A 20,796-nucleotide genomic window follows, 5' to 3' on the forward strand; every position below is an offset into this window, starting at 1 on the left:
TTTTATGAAATTTGAAGAAACTTTAGGAAGGGCAATTGATCTAATTAAGGAAAAAGGAGCATTTTTAACTATAAAAGATGATGATAAGGTAAATACTATGACTATAGGATGGGCGAATATAGGATATCAATGGAGAATGCCTATTTTCTCAGTTATGGTAAGGAAATCTAGATATACCTATGAGTTAATAGAAAAGGCTTCAGAATTTACTGTAAGTATACCTGTAGATGTTAATTTAAAAAAAGAACTAACCTTTTGTGGAAGTAAATCAGGAAGAGATGTAGATAAAATTAAAGAATGCAATTTAAAATTAGAAAAGGGTAAAAAAATTGAAACACCTATAATAGATAATTGTGAAATGCATTTTGAATGTAAAATATTATATAAAGAGGCTATGGTTAAAGAGAATCTATCAGAAGATATAAAAGACAAATTTTACAAAGATGGAGATTATCATACTTTCTATTATGCGGAGATATTAGATTGTTATATAAAATAGTACTTAAAGGAGTAAAATATTAATTATGTTTGAAAAACCATTAGCAGATAAAATAAGACCAAAAATCTTAGATGAGGTTTTTGGTCAAAAACACATTCTTGGGCAGGGAAAAATACTAAGAAGAATAATAAATTCTGAGAAACTTACTAATATGATATTTTATGGTCCGCCAGGAACTGGAAAGACTACAGTGGCAAATATTATTGCAAATAGAACAAATAAAACTTTATATAAATTAAATGCTACTAATGCATCTTTAGCAGACATAAAAAATATAATAGCAGATTTAGACAGTTTCATGGGAGTAGAGGGAGTAGTTTTATACTTAGATGAAATTCAGAATTTTAATAAAAAACAACAACAATCATTATTAGAATTTATGGAAAAAGGGCAAATAACTTTAATTGCAAGTACTACAGAAAATCCATACCACTACATATATAAAGCAATATTGAGTAGAGCAACTATTTTTGAATTTAAGTCTTTATTAAAAGAAGATATATTAGAAGCACTTAATAGAGCTTTGGATATTTTAAAAAAAGAGGATTTTAAAAATACATATATATATTTTTCAAAAGATGCCCTAGAACACATTGCTAAGGTAAGCAATGGAGATTTAAGAAGAGCATTAAATGGGCTAGAGCTTTGTGTCTACTCTACTAAGCCTACATTAGAAAATAAAATAGTTGTGGACTTAGAAGTGGCAATTGAGTGCACCCAAAGGAAGGTATTAAATTATGATAAATTTGGAGATAGTCATTATGACATACTTAGTGCTTTTCAAAAGTCTATTAGGGGAAGTGATGCAGATGCATCTATTCACTATTTAGCAAGACTTATAGAGGCAGGAGATTTAATTTCTATTTGTAGAAGACTTTTGGTTATAGCCAGTGAAGACATAGGTTTAGCCTATCCTAGTGCAATATCCATAGTAAAAAATTGTGTGGATTCTGCTATGCAATTGGGACTTCCAGAGGGGAGAATACCGTTAGCTCAGGCAACTATATTGTTAGCTACTTCTCCTAAATCAAATTCATGTATAGAAGCTATAGATAAAGCATTAATGGATATAAGAAAAAAGGATGTAGGGGATATACCAAATCATATAAAAGATTCACATTATAATGGAGCGGAAATTTTAAATAGAGGAACTGGATATAAGTATCCACATGATTGCAAAAATAATTATGTGGAGCAAGAGTATTTACCTAAAAAACTTAAAGGCAAGAAGTATTATATTCCTCAAGAGAACAAATATGAATATAGTATAAAAAGATATTGGAGTTCAATAAAAAAGAATAATTTATAAGGATTTTTATTCTTTGATGGCTAGAAAATTAATTATAAATTTATAGTTGACAGGAATACTCGGATTTGTTATTATAAATTTGAAAGTTTAGTAAAGCAGTAGACTTTCATCGGTAACTAGAGAGGTGATTAGATGAAATTATCTACAAAGGGGAGATATGGTGTAAGGGCTATGATAGACTTGGCTTTAAACTATGGAGATATCCCTATTTCTATAAAAAGTATTTCAGAAAGACAAAATATATCAGAATATTATTTAGAACAATTATTTGCTACTTTAAGAAAAGCAGATTTAATAAAAAGTATTAGAGGAGCTCAAGGTGGATACTTGTTAAGTAGGGAACCCAAGGATATAAGTATTGCAGAAATTATAGAAACCTTAGAAGGACCTGTAGAACTATCTAACTGTGTATCACAAGGAGAGTGTGAAAATATGGACTCTTGTTCCACAAGGTTATTGTGGGTAAGAATTAAAGAAAGTATTGATAATGTAACAAAGACTACAACACTTCAAGATATGGTAGATGACTATTATAAATTAAACAGTTGTAAAGGAAAGGGGAAATAAAAATGGACAGAAAAGTTGTATATATGGATTACTCAGCTACTACATATACAAAGCCAGAGGTTTTAGAAGAAATGCTTCCTTATTTTACAGGTAAATTTGGAAATCCATCTTCAAAATTTTACTCAGTTTCTCAAGACCCAATTGAAGCTATTGATAGTGCAAGGGAAAGAGTAGCTAAGGGTATTAATTCAGAAAAAGATGAGATTTACTTTACTAGCGGAGGTTCTGAGGCAGATAACTGGGCAATTAAAGGAGTGGCTTTTGCAAATAAAAATAAAGGAAATCATATAATAACTACAGCTATAGAACATCATGCAGTACTTCACAGTTGTGAGTTTCTAAAGAGGAATGGTTTTGAAATAACATATTTACCAGTAAACGATGAAGGATTAATTAGTTTAGAAGATTTAAAAAATGCTATAAAAGACAATACAATCCTTGTAACTATAATGTTTGCTAATAACGAAATTGGAGCTATCCAATCTATAAAAGAAATTGGGAAAATATGCAGAGAAAGAAAGGTTTTATTCCATACAGATGCAGTTCAAGCAATGGGGCATGTTCCTATAGATGTAAAAGATATGAATATAGATATGTTATCCATGGCTGGGCATAAATTTTATGGACCAAAAGGAATAGGGGCTTTATATATAAGAAAAGGTGTTAGAATTGAAAACTTAATTCATGGTGGTGGGCAAGAAAAAGGAAAAAGAGGTACAACAGAAAATGTTCCAGGTATAGTAGGTATTGGTAAGGCCATAGAATTAGCTACAGAACATCTTTATGAAGAAAAAGAAAGACTAACTAAAATGAGAGATAGACTTATAGAGGGATTAATGAATAAAATACCTCATACAAAATTAAATGGACCAACAGGAGATAAGAGATTACCAAACAACGTAAATTTGAGCTTTATAGGTATAGAGGGAGAAACTCTATTACTAGATTTAGATTTTGAAGGAGTATGTGCATCCACAGGAAGTGCCTGTGCTTCAGGTTCTTTAGATCCTTCCCATGTCTTATTATCCATTGGTTTAAGTCATGGAATTGCCCATGGATCTTTAAGGCTTACTCTAGGAGAAGGTAGTACAGAAGAAGATGTAGATTATATATTAAATACGCTTCCAGATATAGTAAAAAGAAGACGTGAAATGTCACCTTATTGGGAAGATTATTTAAAAAGTCTAAAGGAAGGGGAGAAATAATTATGATGCCATATAGTGATAAAGTTATGGAACATTTTAGAAATCCAAGAAATGTAGGAGAAATTTCAGATGCAAATGGAGTTGGAGAAGTTGGAAATCCTAAATGCGGAGATATAATGAAAATATATTTAAAAGTTGAAGATAATATAATAAAAGATGTTAAATTCAAAACTTTTGGGTGTGGCTCTGCTATAGCTTCTTCAAGTATGGCAACTGAGTTAATAAAAGGGAAGACTTTAGAAGAAGCTTGGGAATTATCTAATAAGGCAGTAGCTGATGCATTAGATGGATTACCACCAGTAAAAATGCACTGCTCAGTATTAGCAGAAGAAGCTATCCATAAGGCTATAAATGATTATAGGGAGTCTATAGGTTTAGAGCCTTGGGAAATGAAAGTTCACTCGGATCATATACATGATGAAGTGCACGGATGATTATATTAAAAATCCCAATGAAATATTTCATTGGGATTTTTAAAGAAATACTATAATAAGGTATGGTGAAAAAAATGAAGAAAAAAGTAGTAGTAGGAATGAGTGGAGGAGTAGATAGTTCTGTTACAGCATATCTTCTAAAGGAGCAAGGATATGATGTCATAGGAATGACTATGAAGGTTTTCCCAGGTAATTACCATGATGGAAGTAAGGAAAAAATAGAAGATATAATGAAAAGTGCAAAGGAGGTCTGTGACTTTTTAGAAATACCTTTTGTGGAAGTGGATTTAATAGAAGAATTTAACAAGAAGGTTGCAACTCCTTTTATGCAAGACTATATTGAAGGAAGAACACCAAATCCATGTGTATATTGTAATAAGCATATAAAGTTTGATGCTTTCTTAAATAAGGCTATAGAACTCGGGGCAGATTACATTGCGACTGGGCACTATGCTAATATTATTGAGAAAGATGGTAGAACTTTAATATATAGAGCAGAGGATGAGAATAAGGATCAAACCTATATGTTATATAATTTAAAGCAACATCAATTGAAGCATATTCTTATGCCTTGTGGAGACTATAACAAGGAACAAATAAGAGAGATTGCAAAAAAGATAGGATTAAAAATACACAATAAAAAAGATAGCGAAGAAATTTGCTTTATTCCTGATGATGATCATGGAAGATATATAAGAGAAAATTGTAAAAAGAAAATACAAGAAGGAAATTTTGTAGATGAAAAAGGAAAAGTATTAGGAAGACATAAAGGAATAATTAATTACACCATAGGTCAAAGAAAGGGATTAGGAATAGCTTTGGGAAAACCAGCTTATGTTATAGATATTATTCCAGAAAAGAATCAAGTAGTATTAGGAGAAGAAGAGAAAATATTTAACAATATACTTATTGCAAAGGATGTAAATTTTATACCTTTTGATGAATTGAAAGAAAAAATAAAGTTAGAAGCTAAAATAAGATATTCAGCAAAAGGAGAAATAGCAGAAATAGAACCTTTAGAAAATAATAGGGTAAAAGTTACCTTTGATAAAAAGCAAAGGGCTATAACAAAAGGGCAGTCGGTAGTATTTTATATTGAAAACCTTTTGCTTGGTGGAGGAATAATAGAATCAGTTGAAAGCTCTACTTAATTTAAAAGTAGAGTATATTTTTTGTTTCGTAAGTAAAAAATATATAAAAGCATATATTTGAAGGTGATTTTGTGTATAGAAAAAAAGACTTTTTACTTATGGAAGTATATAATGAAAAAGATAAAAGAATAGGTTTTATAAAGGATATGATTATTCAGCTAGAAGAAGAAGAAATACTAGGTTTTGTAATTATATCCTATAATTTATTTAAGGGATATTCTCATATATTAAAAGAAGATATAATATCTTTTAAAGAAAATATGAGAGTTAGAAAAGAAAGCAAGGGTGAAGAAATACACTTTAACAGTATTAAATCAAAACATGTTATAGATGAAGAGGAAAATATTTTAGGGTTTATAGAGGATATAGTATTTACAGAAGATTTTAAAATTAATGGTGTAATAATTTCAACGGGCTATATTTCAAATTTTTTATATGGTAAGAAGGTTGTACTACCAAAGGACTTAATAGTATCAGAGGAAAATATTATTTATAAAAATAGAAAAGATAAAATTAATTTTGTAAATTTACCTAATAATATAATAAAAAAGGAAAATATAGATGGATAAAATTTATAAGAAAATAATATTGTATGTTCTAATAGGTTTAGTAATAGCTATTATATTTAGTAATAGTACTTTTAGAAATATATTAAAATTAATTGTTATATCTTTTGTTATTGCGTATATATTAAAACCTGTAAAGGAAGTATTAGTAAAAGTAGGTATAAAAGATGGTATAGCATCCTTTATAACCATATTTTCTCTAATTATTCTGGTGGTAATATTTGTAATGTTTTTAATACCTTCTCTGTTTAGAGAAAGTAATAATATAATAGTTGCATTAGATAGGATACAAATGTTTTTAGATGGTGCTTATGACAAGATAAAACCTTTAAAAAATAATAAAATGGGTATAGAACTTTTACATCATATATATAGTAAGGTAGATACAATAATTAATAAAACATTTATGAATATTTTTGACAAAACCGTTAGTTTAGGAGAAAATATTATGGATATTTTTATAATACCAATAATATCTTATTACTTTCTAGTAGATTGGAAAAAAATAAATAGTAGACTTATTGTTTTATTTCCCATGAAAATAAGAACTGTAGTACAAAGAATAATGAAAGATATTGATAAAATTTTAACTAGATATATAGTGGTGCAAATCATACTTAGTGCTCTTATAGGTGCAGTTACATTTATAATTTTAATATTGTTAAAAGTTGATTTTCCAATTTTACTATCTGTAATTAATGCTTTTTTTAATATTATACCTTATTTTGGACCAATACTTGGCTCAATTCCTGCAATACTTGTAGCTCTCACTATATCTACAAAAAAAGCTCTATGGACAGCGATATGTCTATATTTAATACAACAAATAGAGGGAAATATCATTTCTCCTAAATTTATTGGAGATAATATAAGTATGCACCCACTTTTAATAATTATTTTACTTATAATAGGAGGAGAATTGTGGGGAGTTTTAGGTATGATACTAGCTATTCCTCTAGGAGTTATTATAAAAGTTATATATGAAGATTTAAACTATTATATATTCTAATTTTTTCACTTAAATTTAATGAAATTATTGACATATTATGATTTTTTATTTATAATCGTTATCAAAATGAATAATTATGACAATGATAAAAAGGAGTAAATATTTAATTATTATAAAGAGAGGAAGTGGAAGGTGAAAACTTCTTAATAATTGTATTGAAGCTATTTTTGAGTCTTTAGAACTTTAAGAGATACAATTTTATATTGTATAAATAGGGTGGTACCGCGGAAGCTTTCGTCCCTTATAGATAAAACGAAGGCTTTTTTGTCGTTTGATTGTAAAAAGATTAGGAGGAAATAAATATGAAAAACATGGGTTTAAATGAAATAAGAGAAGCTTATTTAAATTTTTTTGAAGGAAAAGGACATTTGAGAATGGAAAGTTTTTCACTTGTACCTAAAAATGATAAAAGCTTGCTTTTAATAAATGCAGGTATGGCACCTTTAAAACCATACTTTACAGGAGTTCAAACTCCACCTAAAAGCAGAGTTACTACATGTCAAAAGTGCATAAGGACAGGTGATATAGAAAATGTAGGAAAGACATCTAGACATGGTACTTTTTTTGAAATGTTAGGTAATTTTTCTTTTGGAGATTATTTTAAATGCGAGGTTATTCCTTGGGCTTGGGAGTTTGTTACAAAGAGCTTAAATATACCAAAGGATAAGCTATATGTAACAATATATTTAGATGACGATGAAGCTTATGATATTTGGACTAAATCTACAGATATAGACCCTTCAAGAATATTTAGACTTGGAAAAGAAGATAATTTTTGGGAAATAGGTCAAGGACCTTGTGGTCCATGTTCAGAAATTCACTATCAAAGAGAAGGTGAAAAAATAAATTCAGTAGAAGAATTTATTAAAAAAAGCGATGATGACGAAGTAATAGAATTCTGGAACTTAGTATTCACTCAATTTGACAAAGATGAAAATGAAAATTACAATAGACTTGCTCATCCTAATATAGATACTGGTATGGGTCTAGAAAGAATGGCTACTATAATGCAAGGTGTTAATAGTATTTTTGAAGTAGATACTATTAAAGCAGTTTTAGATGAAATAAGTGAAATAGCTAACATTAAATATGGTGAAAATAAAGAAAAAGATATATCTTTAAGGGTAATAACTGATCATGTTAGAAGTGTTACTTTTATGATAAGTGATGGAATACTACCTTCAAATGAAGGAAGAGGATATGTATTAAGAAGACTTCTAAGAAGAGCTTCAAGACATGGGAAGCTTCTAGGTATCAAAGGAAATTTTTTATATAAAGTTTGTAAAGTAGTAATAGAAAATTCCCACAAGGCTTATAAAGAATTAAAAGAAAAAGAAGAATATATAAAGAAGATTATAAAATTAGAAGAAGAGAGATTTGCAGAAACCATAGATGGGGGAATACAAATCCTAAATGAATATGTAGATGAATTAATAAACAAAGGAGAAAAAGTTTTACCGGGAGATAAAGCGTTTAAACTATATGATACATATGGATTTCCAATAGAATTAACTAAGGAGATTTTAGAGGAAAAAAGTATAGATATAGATGAAGGTGGCTTTACTAAGGAAATGGAAGCTCAAAAACAAAGAGCAAGAGCAGCAAGAGAAGAGACTAACTATATGGGATCAGAAGATACTATTATAAATAAACTTCCAATAGAACTTCAAACTGAATTCTTAGGATATAGTGAATTATCTGTGGAAGCTAAGATAATTGCTATAATAAAGGGAGAAGAATTAGTAGAAGAATTAAAACAGGGAGATAAAGGAATAATAATTGTAGATAAAACTCCTTTTTACTCTGAAAAGGGAGGACAAATAGGAGATACAGGTATATTAGCTGGAAAAAATGTAAAGGTAAAAATACAAGATTGTAGAAATAATATATCAGGTAAGATACTTCACTTTGTAGAAATATTGGAAGGAAGTATAAAATTACAGGATACAGTTAATTTAACTGTAGATAGATTAAGAAGAGATGCTATTAGGAAAAATCACTCTGCTACCCATTTACTACATGAGGCTTTAAAAAAGATAGTAGGAGCACATATAGAGCAGGCAGGATCTTTTGTAGATGAACATAGACTAAGATTTGACTTTAATCATTTCTCATCACTTACAAAAGAAGAACTAAAAAATGTTGAAAAGTTAGTTAATAAAAAGATAATGGAAGTAATACCAGTTAATACAAAAGTTATGAATATAGAAGAGGCTAAAGAAAGCGGAGCAGTAGCACTATTTGATGAAAAATATGATGAAAAGGTTAGAGTTGTATCTTTAGGAGATTTTAGTAAAGAACTTTGTGGTGGTACTCATGTAAGTAATTCTGGTGAAATTGGATTATTTAAAATAATTTCTGAAACAGGTGTAGCTGCTGGAGTTAGAAGAATAGAAGGGGTTACAGGATTTAATGCATTAAAATACATTGAAGAAAAAGAAGCTTTATTAGAAGGTTTATGTGAAGTTTTAAAATGTTCAAATAAGGACATAATAAATAAAGCAACTAGTCAAATAGAAGAGATAAAAAATAAAGAAAAAGAAATAAATAATTTAAAGTCCAAATTAGCGAGTGGCTCTCAAGAGGATATATTAAAAAATATAAAAGAAGTTAAAGGAATAAAACTTGTATCAGGAGTATTGAAGGATATAGATGGAGGAGCGCTAAGAGACTTAGCAGATAAACTTCGTGACAAAATACAAGAAGGATTAGTAGTATTAGCTAGTGTTGGAGAAGGAAAAATACAATTTGTAGCTATGGCCACAAAAGAAGCTGTGGCAAAAGGTGCACATTGTGGAAAAATAATAAAAGAAGTAGCATCCATTGCTGGTGGAGGCGGAGGTGGAAGACCTGACATGGCTCAAGCTGGAGGAAAAAATCCAGAAAAAGCAGAAGAAGCTATAGCTAAAGTAGAGGATATATTGAGTAGTTTAGTAAAATAGTGTACATTTTATTAAATATGATTTATAATATATTTAGAAGTATAAAAAGTAAATGTATGGAACATTTAAAATGAGGTGAATAGGGTGAGGAATGAAAATACTATACAATTTGATTTAGGAAAGAGTAAAAGTGAATTAACAAGGGAAATACTCACTCAAGTGTATGACGCATTAATGGAAAAAGGATATAATCCAGTAAACCAAATGGTTGGATATTTGATATCAGGTGATCCTACTTATATAACAAATTATAATGGTGCAAGAGCATTAGTTAGAAAATTGGAAAGAGATGAGATATTAGAGGAAGTAATAAAAAACTACTTAAGGATTAAATAAAAGTGCCCTTAAGGGCACTTTTTATTTTTAAGAATCAAAAATAAAGGAGCAGGGCATGAGAATACTTGGATTAGATGTGGGAGATAGAACTATAGGAGTTGCTATAAGCGATCCCTTAGGGTGGACGGCTCAAGGTGTAAAAACCATAAAAAGAAGTAATTTAAAAAACGATATAAAAGAAATAGAAGATATATGTAATGAGTATAAAGTAGATAAAATAGTGTCAGGTCTTCCTAAAAATATGAATGGTACATTAGGACCGCAAAGTGAAAAAGTTACAGAATTTTGCGATATACTAAAAAAAGAGTTGGAAAAAGAAATAATTATGTGGGATGAAAGACTAACTACAGTAGCGGCACATAAAGCCATGATAGAAGGAGATTTATCTAGGGCTAAAAGAAAAAAGATTGTAGATAAAATAGCTGCTATATACATATTACAAGGATATCTTGATAGCGTGTATAATAAATAAATAAGAGGTGAATACTATTATGGAAAATGATGTAACACATATAACTTTAGTTGACGAAGATGGAAAAGATATAGACTTTGAAGTTATAACAAAATTAGATATAGAAGATAATGAATATGTAATTGTAATTCCAGAAAATGAAGATACAGATGAAGCGATGGCTTTAAAAATTGATATAGATGATGAGGGTAACGATGTATTAGCTACCATAGATGATGAAGAAGAATTCGCACTTGTATTAGAGGCATATGAGACTTTATTTAATGAAGAAGGGTATGAATTAAATTAGACAAAAGCTATGCCATGGCATAGCTTTTGTTCTTAACTAAAAATTGACATAGATTTCTAGTTAAGGTTATAATGTTTTTAATATTTTTAAAAAAATTCTATGAAGAGAGGTATTTCCATGGTAGAGGTTTCTTATGATAAAGATAAAATGGAAAGAATCAAAGATATACTAAAAGAAAATGGATATAAATTAACTCCTCAGAGAAGAGCCATTGTTGGAATGATAATTAATAATAAGGGAAATCATTTAACTACGGAAGAAATATACAACTTGGTTAAGGTGAATTGTCCGGAAATAGGTTTGGCAACTGTTTATAGAACTGTGCTTCTTTTAGAGGAAATTGGAATAGTAACAAGACTGGATTTAAATGATGGATGTAGCAGATATGAATTAGTTAGCGAAGATGAACATCATCAACATCACCATCTAATATGCATCAATTGTAGTAAAGTTCTTGAAGTAGAGGGAGATTTATTGGAAAATTTAGAAGAAAAAATAGAAAAAAAATATGAATTTAAAATAGAAGATCATACCGTTAAATTTTATGGAATATGTAAGGATTGTTTAAAAAAGTCAAAGTAATAGATTTATAAATATATAATCTTAAATTTGAAAAAGGAGGGAAAAAATGAAGAAAGAAAGAGACAAAGTAAAAGTCATACCCTTAGGTGGCTTAAATGAAATCGGGAAAAATATTACAGCTTTTGAATATAAAAATGATATAGTTGTAATAGACTGCGGTTTGAAATTTCCTGATGAAGAGATGTTAGGTATAGATATAGTAATACCGGATATAAGCTATTTATTGAAAAATAAAGAAAGGGTAAAAGGAATATTTTTAACCCATGGACATGAAGATCATATAGGAGCTCTTCCATATGTTCTAAAAGAATTAAATGTTCCAGTATATGGTACTAAATTAACTCTTGGAATTCTTGAAACAAAACTAAAAGAGCATAATTTATTAAGCTCAGTAAAATTAAACTGTATTAAGCCTAGGGACATGATAAAACTAGAAAATTGCACGGTGGAGTTTATAAGAACAAGTCATAGTATTGCGGATTCAGTAGCTATAGCAATACATACTCCAGTGGGAGCAATACTTCATACAGGAGACTTTAAAATAGACTACACTCCTATAGACGGACATGTAGCGGATTTATCTAGATTTGCAGAATTAGGCAGAAAAGGTGTTGCCTTAATGCTAGCAGATAGCACCAATGTAGAAAGACCTGGGTATACCATGTCAGAAAGCACTGTAGGAAAAACCTTTGATAATATATTTACAAAGGGAAAAGGTAGAATAATAGTAGCTACTTTTGCATCAAATATACATAGAGTGCAGCAAATAATAAGTACTGCAGTAAAATTTGATAGAAAAGTTGCTTTCTCTGGAAGAAGTATGGAAAATATAGTAGAGGTAGCAAAGGAATTAGGTTATATAAAAGCACCTTTAGAAACCTTTATAGACATTGATTCTATAAATAAATATCCAGATAATAAGGTAGTAATAATAACTACAGGGAGTCAGGGAGAGCCTATGTCAGCGCTTTCAAGAATGGCGGCATCAGAGCATAGAAAAGTAAATATAGTACCTGGAGATACCGTGGTTATATCAGCAACACCTATACCAGGTAATGAAAAACTAGTTTCAAGAGTTATAAATCAATTATTTCAAAAAGGAGCAGATGTTATATATGAGGCTTTAGCAGATATCCACGTTTCAGGACACGCGTGTCAAGAAGAACTAAAGCTTATGCATACTTTAGTAAGACCTAAGTATTTTATTCCAGTACATGGAGAATATAGACATCTAAAACAACATGGAGAATTAGCAGAAAAATTAGGTATGCGCCATGAAAATATCGTTATAGCAGGAAATGGAGATGTTATAGAGGTAGCTAGAGATTGTATTAAGAAAAATGGTACAGTAATGTCAGGTCAAGTTTTTGTAGATGGATTAGGAGTGGGAGATGTAGGAAATATCGTATTAAGAGATAGAAGGCACCTTTCACAGGATGGTATTTTAACAGTAGTGGTAACCATTGAAAGAGGAACAGGAATGGTTATAGCAGGTCCAGATATAATCTCTAGAGGATTTGTATATGTAAGAGAATCTGAATACTTAATGGGTGAGGCAAGAGAAGTTGTAAAAGAAGTACTAAGAAAGTGTGAAGAAAATCATATTGTAGAGTGGTCTACTATAAAGTCAAATATAAAGGATGCACTTAGGGCATTTTTATATGAAAAAACTAAGAGAAGACCTATGATACTTCCTATTATAATGGAAATTTAATTTTTTTAGCATTGAGTTAAAATTAAAAAATTTTAACTCAATGCTAAAAATTAATATATAATTGTGTTATAGGAGGAATCTTTTATGAATTTATATGATAAGGCACATGAATTAGCTAGAGTTTTAAAGGATTGTCCAGAGGTTGTTGAGTTAAGGAATACTAGTGTAAAAATGAAAGAAAATGAAGATAACTTAAAGATGTTAAAGGATTTTAGACAATTACAATATGAAGCTTACTATGAACAACTTAACAATGAAAAAATATCAGAAGAAACAGAAACTAAATTGAATAAATTAGGCTCTATAATAGCTATGAATAAAACTGTAAGCAATTATTTAGAAGCGGAGTCTAGATTTGCTGTTATTTGGGAAGATTTAATAAAGATATTAAATGAGGCAGTAGATGTTGATTTAAGTTTTGAAAGTAAAAAATAATTTCTATTGAAAAGTTGACTTTTTAGGAGTAGAATATTAGAATTAGTATGGTAGAAATATAGGTTGGATACTACGAAGTATCCAATTTTTTTGAGACAAATTTAAAATTGGAGGAACATATATGGAATTATTTACAAGAAATGACATTAGGAATATAGCAATAATTGCTCACGTTGATCATGGTAAAACTACTTTAGTAGATGCTATGCTTAAAGAAAGTCACGTTTTCAGAGAAAACGAAAAAGTTGAAGAAAGAGTAATGGATTCTAATGATCTAGAAAGAGAAAGAGGAATTACTATACTTTCAAAAAATACATCTGTAATGTATGATGGAGTTAAAATAAATATAATAGATACTCCAGGTCACGCGGACTTTGGAGGAGAAGTTGAACGTGTTCTTAAGATGGTAGATAGTGTACTTTTAGTTGTAGATTCTTATGAAGGACCTATGCCACAAACAAAATTTGTTTTAAAAAAGGCATTAGAGCTTGATTTAAAACCAATAGTTGTAATAAATAAAATAGATAGACCAGATGCTAGAGCAGAAGATGTTTTAGATGAAATTTTCGATTTGTTTGTAGAATTAGGAGCTTCTGATGACCAATTGGATTTTCCTGTAGTATATTGTTCTGCTAGAAGTGGAATAGCAAAAAAACAATTGGAAGATGAAGCAGAAAATATGATACCATTATTCGACACAATAATAAAAAATGTAAAAGCACCAGAAGGATATATAGATAAACCATTCCAAATTCTTATAACAACAATAGATTCTAATGAATATGTAGGTAGAATTGGAGTAGGTAAAGTTGAAAGAGGTGTTGTTAAGCGTAATCAACAGGCAGCACTTATGAGAAAAGATGGCAAAATAGATAATGTTAAGATAAGTAAACTATATACTTATAGCGGATTACAAAGAGAAGAAACAGAAGAAGCTAAAATTGGAGATATTGTTGCAGTTGCAGGAATAGATGATATAAACATAGGAGAAACCCTAGCAGATATACAAAATCCTGAAGCTCTTCCTTTTGTAGAGATAGATGAACCGACTCTTACAATGAATTTCATGGTAAATGACTCACCTTTTGCAGGAAAAGAAGGAGATTATTTAACTTCAAGACATTTAAGAGATAGACTATTGAAAGAGTTGGAGACTAATGTAAGTTTAAAAGTAGAAGAAACTGATTCAGCAGATTGCTTTAAGGTTAGCGGTAGAGGGGAGTTACATCTTTCTGTACTTATTGAAACTATGAGAAGACAAGGATATGAATTTCAAGTTTCAAAACCAAGCGTAATATTTAAAGAAGAAGATGGTAAAAAGTTAGAACCAATAGAATACTTAACTATAGATGTTCCAGAAGAGTATATGGGAACAGTAATGGAAAAACTAGGACCTAGAAAAGGAGATATGGTGAACATGACTTCTGCATTGAATGGATATTCAAGACTAGAATTTAGAATACCTGCAAGAGGATTAATAGGTTTTAGAAGTGAATTTATGACAGATACTAGAGGAAACGGTATAATGAATCATATTTTTGATGGATATGAACCTTATAAAGGAGAAATGCCAAGTAAACCAAGAGGATCTCTAGTAGTATTTGAAACTGGTACAGCAATAACTTATGGACTGTATAATGCTCAAGAAAGAGGAGAATTATTCATAGGACCAGGAACTGAAGTTTACCAAGGTATGATAGCAGGAGAATATTCAAGAGCTGGGGATATAGAAGTAAATGTATGTAAGAAGAAACATTTAAGTAATACAAGATCATCAGGAGCAGATGATGCATTAAAATTAACACCAATTACTCCTATGTCTTTAGAAGAATGTTTGGAATTTATAGCTGCAGATGAATTAGTTGAAGTCACACCTATTAGTATAAGGATGAGAAAGAAAATATTAGATCCTGATAAAAGAAAAAGGGCACAAATGAGAAAAAAATAAGATTAAGAGGATGAGTTATGGGAAAAAGGAAAAAAATGGGGATAATAATACCTGTGGTCTTTTGTATAATAGCTTTATCTATTATAGGAACCGTTACTTACTATAAAAATATTATAAAACACCCTTTTAAAGTTAAGGATGAAAGCTTCAAAATTGTGGTAGAAGAGGGCAGTGGTATTTACACTGTTCTTAATACCATGAAAAATAATAAAAATGTAAAAAATGTATGGTTGATAAAAAAGTATTTAAAGGATAATAACATGCTTTTAAATATAAATCCAGGAACATATATAGTAAAATCAGATGCTACCATAGACGAATTTATTGAACAGTTAAATAAGGGCATAGATGAGGATACTATTAAAGTAACTATTCCTGAAGGATATGATATCAATAAAATAGCATTATTACTAGAACAAAAAGGAATAATAAAAAGGGAAGATTTCATTAAAAAATGTAGTGAATATGAAAAACCTAAATATATAAAGAATATAAATAAGAGAAAATATGTATTAGAGGGTTATCTATTTCCAGATACCTATAATTTAAAAAAAGATATGGATGGGGAGAAAGTAATTTCTACAATGTATAATAGATTTGAAAAAGTTGCTGAGGACTTAAAAAATAAATATAAAATAAAAGATGAAGAATTAGATAAAATAATTACCTTAGCATCTATTGTAGAAAAAGAAGCAGAAGTTAATGTAGAAAGAGGAAAGGTTGCCTCTGTATTTCATAATAGGGTAAAAAAAGGTATGAAAATGGAATCCTGTGCTACGGTATTATACGCTATGGGAAAGCATAAAGAAAAGCTCTATTATAAAGATTTAGAAATAAATTCTCCTTATAATACATATAAGACCATTGGGTTACCTCCAGGTCCTATATGTAATCCAGGAATTGAATCCATTGAGGCAACAATAAAGCCAGAGGAAACAAATTATTTATATTTTGTTTCTAATAATGATGGCACTCATTTTTTTACAGATAACTATGCTGAATTTTTAAAAGTCAAGAAAACTACCCAAGGAGATTAGACTTAGGAGGGTATTTAATGAGTAATATTACCTATGACTACATGGAAGAATACATCAGAGGATTAATTAAAGATGAGGATGATTTTTTAAAAGAATTAGAAGAGTTTGCAAAAGAAAATTCTGTGCCAATTATTCATAAGGAAGTTGGACGATTTTTAGAGGTTTTAATAAATATTAAAAAGCCTAAAAGAATATTAGAATTAGGTACTGCTATTGGATATTCTGCTATTTTAATGGAGAAAGCCTCCCAGGGGAAAAGCAGTATAACAACAATAGAAAGAGATAGGGATATGGTGGCTTTAGCAAATGAAAACATTAAAAAATCTGGCTACGAAGAAAAAATAAAAATAGTAGAAGGGGATTGTCTAGAAGTTCTTTCAAAAATTGACGAAAAATTTGATCTTATATTTATGGATGCTGGAAAAGGACATTACAATCACTTTTTTCCAGAATGTTTAAGGTTGCTGGGAGATAATGGGATAATAGTTGGAGACAATGTATTATTTAGAGGAATGGTAGCTAGTGATCATTTAGTAAAAAGAAGAAAAATAACCATAGTTAAAAGGATGAGAAAATTTTTGGATATGGTATCACAAGAGGAGTTCTTAACATCTATTATACCTATGGGAGATGGTTTAGCATTGATTACAAGGAGGAATAAATAGCCATGAATAAACCTGAAATATTAGCACCAGCAGGCAATTTAGAAAAGCTAAAAACAGCTATATTATTTGGTGCAGATGCAGTTTATTTAGGTGGAAGCAAGTTAAATCTAAGAGCTTTTGCTGATAATTTTACCGATGAAGAGCTAATTGAAGGAATAGAGTTTGCTCATAGTAGAGGAAAAAGGGTATATGTAACAGTTAATGTTTTTCCTCACAATGAGGATTTAGAAGGGTTAGAACCCTATTTAAAGGATTTGGAAAACATGAAAGTAGATGCCATTATAGTATCAGACCCTGGAATAATAATGACAGCTAGGGAAGTGGCACCTAAGCTAGAAATTCATTTAAGCACTCAAGCTAATAATGTTAACTGGAAATCAGCTATATTTTGGCATAAACAAGGGGTTAAAAGAATTGTTTTAGCAAGAGAATTATCCTTTGAAGAAATAAAAGGAATAAGAGAAAAATTGCCAGAAGATTGTGAGTTAGAAGCTTTTGTACATGGATCTATGTGTATGTCCTACTCAGGAAGATGCCTTCTTTCCAACTATATGACTGGAAGAGATGCTAATAGAGGAGAATGTGCTCAACCATGTAGATATAAATATTATTTAATGGAAGAAAAGAGAGAAGGACAATACTTCCCAGTATTTCAAGATGAGAGAGGGACTTACATATTAAATTCTAAAGATTTATGTATGATAAAACATATACCTGAGTTGGTTAGATGTGGAATAAATTCTTTTAAAATTGAAGGAAGAATGAAAAGTTCTTATTATGTAGCTTCAGTAGTAAAATCCTATAGACAGGCATTAGATGCCTATATAGAGGATACTAAAAATTATAAATTCAATGAAGATTGGATGAATAATTTATTGAAAACAAGCCACAGAGATTATTATACTGGTTTTTATCTTGGAGATAAAGATAGTCAAATATATGAAACTTCATCATATATAAGAAACTATGATATAGTTGGAATAGTTAGAGACTATAATAAGGAAACCAATGAAGCAACTATAGAACAGAGAAATAAATTGTTTGAAGGAGATTCAGTGGAGGTTCTAAGACCTGTTGGAGATAGCTTCCAAGTAAAGCTTGAAAACATTCGTAATGAAAAAGGTGAAAAAATAGAATCAACTCCTGTAGCTCAAATGATATATAAAGCTAGGGTTAACATAGAATTAAAGAAAAATGATATGCTTATTAAAGCTAAGTAAAGTTTATTTGAGGGGGGTAGAAGATTTACTATGAGTAAAAGACCGATATTAATAGGTATAACTGGTGGAACGGGCTCAGGAAAGAGCACTGTAAGTAAAGAAATTTGTAGAAGATTTGATAAAGAGCTTATAGTTATGATAGAGCAAGATTCCTATTACAAGGACCAAAGTCATTTATCCATTGAAGAAAGAGTTAAAACTAATTATGATCACCCTAATGCTTTTGATACAGAGCTTTTAGTAAAGCATTTAAAAGAGCTTTCATATTGGAGTAAAGTGGAAAAACCTATATATGATTTTGAATTACATAATAGAAAAAATGAAACAGAAATTGTAGAACCTACTGAAATTATAATAGTAGAAGGAATATTAGTATTAGAAGAAAAAGAAATAAGAGATCTATTAGATATAAAGATTTATGTGGATACAGATGCAGATGTAAGAATAATAAGAAGACTTGTTAGAGATATAAAGGAAAGAGGAAGGTCTTTAGATTCCGTAATAAATCAATATTTAAATGTTGTAAGACCTATGCATATGCAATTTATAGAACCAAGTAAAAGATATGCAGATATAATAATCCCTGAGGGAGGACATAATAAAGTCGCCATAGATATAATCGTAGGAAATATAAAACAGATGGTTCAAAAATCAGAATAAAAGGATAAAAGTACCTCATTTTGACAATAATAAAGTTAAAGTGAGGTGTTTTTTATTCATAAGGAAAGATGTTATATAATACTTTTGTTTTTTTTAATATCATTAGGATTTTTAAATTTAAGATTATACAATCTACAATACAAAGATAGAGAAAGATATAATGTTATGGCAAATATGCAGCATTCTTATGTAGAAACTACAAGGGACTTAAATTATAAATTATTGGATTGTAATGGAGATAATTTATTAAAGTACAAAGAAGAATATAAAGCTGTTATAATACCTAAAGTATTTATAAAGCAAAATGAAGAAGAAAACTATAAAGAATATTTAAAAATAATAGAGGAATTAGAACTTTACAATGAAGGCTATAATAATTTAGATATAACCTCAAATGCTAAGCATTACTTTACTATAGACTTACCTACATATGAAAAAATAAAGGACATAAAAAATATTAAAGGATTTTATACTTTTAAAAATTTAAAGGTAGACAGAAGTGAAGCTTGGAGCCTAGAAAATATGATAACTACTACGAAAAATATTAGTAGTGGAAAAGAAAAATCATTAGGTTCATTGGAAATGACTATAAGAAATAAGCTTAAAAATAATAAAAATTATACTATAGAGTTTGAAAAAGATGTAGATAATAATATATTAAATATAGAAGAGAATATACCTAAAAATAACTTAAATGTAAAGTTAACTTTGGATAGGAATATTCAAGAAGACATAAAGGAATTATTAAAAAGTAAATATGGAGACTATGAACAAATAGGAGTCATTTTAATGGAAAGTAATAGCGGGAATATAAAGGCTATGGTACAAAAGGACGATACTTTACCCAATATAAATATAGGGGCAGAAACTTTAAATGGATTTTTTCCAGGTTCTATTTATAAGACCTTAGTTATGGAAACTATTTTGGAAAAGGATAATGATAATGTAAATAAAAGTTTTTCTTGCAAAGGATTATACGAAGATAATAACAAAGGCATAAATCATGGTAGTTTAAATATAAATGATGCTTTTGTGGTGTCTTGTAATCATATATTTTCACAATTAGGTATAGAATCAGGTTTTCAGAGTATGCATTCCCTATCTAAGTCTCAGGGACTTTTAGATAAGGTACTAAATTTAGATAGAGAGCAAAGTGGTAAGTTTGAAGTAGAAGAACCTAAAATGGAAAATGGGAGTTTGGGCCTTACTGCTATAGGTCAAAATATGAGAATTACTCCTATAGAAGCAATATCTATTGCAAATACTGTAATAAATGAAGGAATATATATAAAACCAAATATAATAAGTGCATATGTAGATAACGCTAATAAGGTAGTAGAGAAAACAGAATATCAAGGTGAAAGATGCATATCAAAAGAAACGGCTTTAAATGTGAAAAAGGCTATGAATGGAGTAGTTAATAAGGGAACTGCTAGAGAAGCTTACTTAGAAGATATAGATATAGGTGGGAAAACTGGTTCTACAGAAAGATTAGAGATAGTAAAGGATAGGAATGGTAGAAGTAAAAGAATTAAATATTCTGATGGATGGTTTATTGGATTTTTTAATAAAGAAGATAAATATTATTCTATGGTGGTATTTGTAAAAAATATAAATAAAGATTCTGAAAGTGGTGGAAATACTGCAGCACCTATCTTTAAAGATGTAGTTAAGATATTTCTAGATGAAGAACATTAATACAAGTAAAAGTTATTTTGTTTGATACTTAAAGAAAATTTATATAAAATAAGAACTA

21 protein-coding genes and 1 other annotated feature are annotated in these 20,796 nt (G+C 29.4%); all 21 genes read left to right on the forward strand.

The window, feature by feature from the left end:
* Positions 1-4 precede the first annotated feature (4 nt).
* The 21 genes from B5D21_RS03360 to B5D21_RS03460 all read left to right on the forward strand — a co-directional run bounded on the left by B5D21_RS03360 (position 5) and on the right by B5D21_RS03460 (position 20,738).
* A complete protein-coding gene (locus tag B5D21_RS03360) occupies positions 5-499 on the forward strand; it encodes a flavin reductase family protein (protein ID WP_011099292.1) in 495 nt (164 codons plus the stop codon).
* 25 nt (positions 500-524) lie between these two features.
* On the forward strand, positions 525-1,808 hold the full coding sequence (locus B5D21_RS03365; RefSeq protein ID WP_011099293.1) for a replication-associated recombination protein A: 1,284 nt from the start codon (positions 525-527) through the stop codon (positions 1,806-1,808).
* Between the two features lie 132 nt (positions 1,809-1,940).
* Positions 1,941-2,375, forward strand: coding sequence for an RrF2 family transcriptional regulator (locus B5D21_RS03370; RefSeq protein ID WP_011099294.1), 435 nt, complete (start codon positions 1,941-1,943; stop codon positions 2,373-2,375).
* Between the two features lie 2 nt (positions 2,376-2,377).
* Positions 2,378-3,580: a cysteine desulfurase NifS gene (gene nifS, locus B5D21_RS03375; RefSeq protein WP_011099295.1), complete on the forward strand. Its 1,203-nt coding sequence runs from the start codon at positions 2,378-2,380 to the stop codon at positions 3,578-3,580.
* Positions 3,581-3,585: 5 nt separating this feature from the next.
* On the forward strand, positions 3,586-4,014 hold the full coding sequence (gene nifU, locus B5D21_RS03380) for a Fe-S cluster assembly scaffold protein NifU (protein WP_035110486.1): 429 nt from the start codon (positions 3,586-3,588) through the stop codon (positions 4,012-4,014).
* 65 nt (positions 4,015-4,079) lie between these two features.
* A complete protein-coding gene (gene mnmA, locus B5D21_RS03385; protein WP_171816091.1) occupies positions 4,080-5,165 on the forward strand; it encodes a tRNA 2-thiouridine(34) synthase MnmA in 1,086 nt (361 codons plus the stop codon).
* A gap of 71 nt (positions 5,166-5,236) precedes the next feature.
* Positions 5,237-5,734 carry a PRC-barrel domain-containing protein gene (locus B5D21_RS03390; protein ID WP_011099298.1) on the forward strand — a complete coding sequence of 166 codons (498 nt, stop codon included), beginning with the start codon at positions 5,237-5,239 and terminating at the stop codon, positions 5,732-5,734.
* Complete coding sequence (locus B5D21_RS03395; RefSeq protein WP_011099299.1) at positions 5,727-6,740, forward strand: AI-2E family transporter; 1,014 nt, start codon at positions 5,727-5,729, stop codon at positions 6,738-6,740. The genes B5D21_RS03390 and B5D21_RS03395 overlap by 8 nt, the downstream gene beginning before the upstream one ends.
* A gap of 73 nt (positions 6,741-6,813) precedes the next feature.
* Positions 6,814-6,985, forward strand: a binding site (T-box leader).
* Between the two features lie 57 nt (positions 6,986-7,042).
* On the forward strand, positions 7,043-9,682 hold the full coding sequence (alaS, locus tag B5D21_RS03400; protein ID WP_011099300.1) for an alanine--tRNA ligase: 2,640 nt from the start codon (positions 7,043-7,045) through the stop codon (positions 9,680-9,682).
* Positions 9,683-9,766: 84 nt separating this feature from the next.
* Entirely contained in the window at positions 9,767-10,018 is a 252-nt protein-coding gene (locus B5D21_RS03405) for an IreB family regulatory phosphoprotein (RefSeq protein WP_023437919.1), read from the forward strand.
* A gap of 55 nt (positions 10,019-10,073) precedes the next feature.
* On the forward strand, positions 10,074-10,490 hold the full coding sequence (gene ruvX / locus B5D21_RS03410) for a Holliday junction resolvase RuvX (RefSeq protein WP_011099301.1): 417 nt from the start codon (positions 10,074-10,076) through the stop codon (positions 10,488-10,490).
* Positions 10,491-10,509: 19 nt separating this feature from the next.
* Complete coding sequence (locus tag B5D21_RS03415) at positions 10,510-10,779, forward strand: DUF1292 domain-containing protein (protein WP_035110069.1); 270 nt, start codon at positions 10,510-10,512, stop codon at positions 10,777-10,779.
* A gap of 99 nt (positions 10,780-10,878) precedes the next feature.
* The gene (locus B5D21_RS03420; RefSeq protein WP_011099302.1) at positions 10,879-11,361 is read left to right on the forward strand and encodes a Fur family transcriptional regulator; all 483 of its coding nucleotides are present in this window, start codon (positions 10,879-10,881) and stop codon (positions 11,359-11,361) included.
* A gap of 46 nt (positions 11,362-11,407) precedes the next feature.
* Complete coding sequence (locus tag B5D21_RS03425; protein ID WP_011099303.1) at positions 11,408-13,075, forward strand: ribonuclease J; 1,668 nt, start codon at positions 11,408-11,410, stop codon at positions 13,073-13,075.
* A gap of 84 nt (positions 13,076-13,159) precedes the next feature.
* On the forward strand, positions 13,160-13,510 hold the full coding sequence (locus tag B5D21_RS03430) for a YlbF/YmcA family competence regulator (protein ID WP_011099304.1): 351 nt from the start codon (positions 13,160-13,162) through the stop codon (positions 13,508-13,510).
* 121 nt (positions 13,511-13,631) lie between these two features.
* Positions 13,632-15,458, forward strand: a complete 1,827-nt coding sequence (gene typA / locus B5D21_RS03435) for a translational GTPase TypA (protein WP_011099305.1) — start codon at positions 13,632-13,634, stop codon at positions 15,456-15,458.
* 17 nt (positions 15,459-15,475) lie between these two features.
* On the forward strand, positions 15,476-16,495 hold the full coding sequence (mltG, locus tag B5D21_RS03440; protein WP_011099306.1) for an endolytic transglycosylase MltG: 1,020 nt from the start codon (positions 15,476-15,478) through the stop codon (positions 16,493-16,495).
* 17 nt (positions 16,496-16,512) lie between these two features.
* Positions 16,513-17,160 (forward strand): O-methyltransferase, encoded by a 648-nt coding sequence (locus B5D21_RS03445; RefSeq protein ID WP_011099307.1) that lies wholly within the window; start codon positions 16,513-16,515, stop codon positions 17,158-17,160.
* Positions 17,161-17,162: 2 nt separating this feature from the next.
* Entirely contained in the window at positions 17,163-18,380 is a 1,218-nt protein-coding gene (locus tag B5D21_RS03450) for a peptidase U32 family protein (RefSeq protein ID WP_011099308.1), read from the forward strand.
* A gap of 30 nt (positions 18,381-18,410) precedes the next feature.
* On the forward strand, positions 18,411-19,040 hold the full coding sequence (udk, locus tag B5D21_RS03455; protein WP_011099309.1) for a uridine kinase: 630 nt from the start codon (positions 18,411-18,413) through the stop codon (positions 19,038-19,040).
* Between the two features lie 84 nt (positions 19,041-19,124).
* Positions 19,125-20,738, forward strand: coding sequence for a penicillin-binding transpeptidase domain-containing protein (locus tag B5D21_RS03460; protein WP_052040372.1), 1,614 nt, complete (start codon positions 19,125-19,127; stop codon positions 20,736-20,738).
* Positions 20,739-20,796: the final 58 nt, after the last annotated feature.

This window comes from Clostridium tetani (genome assembly GCF_900167265.1).
Classification (GTDB): domain Bacteria; phylum Bacillota; class Clostridia; order Clostridiales; family Clostridiaceae; genus Clostridium_G; species Clostridium_G tetani.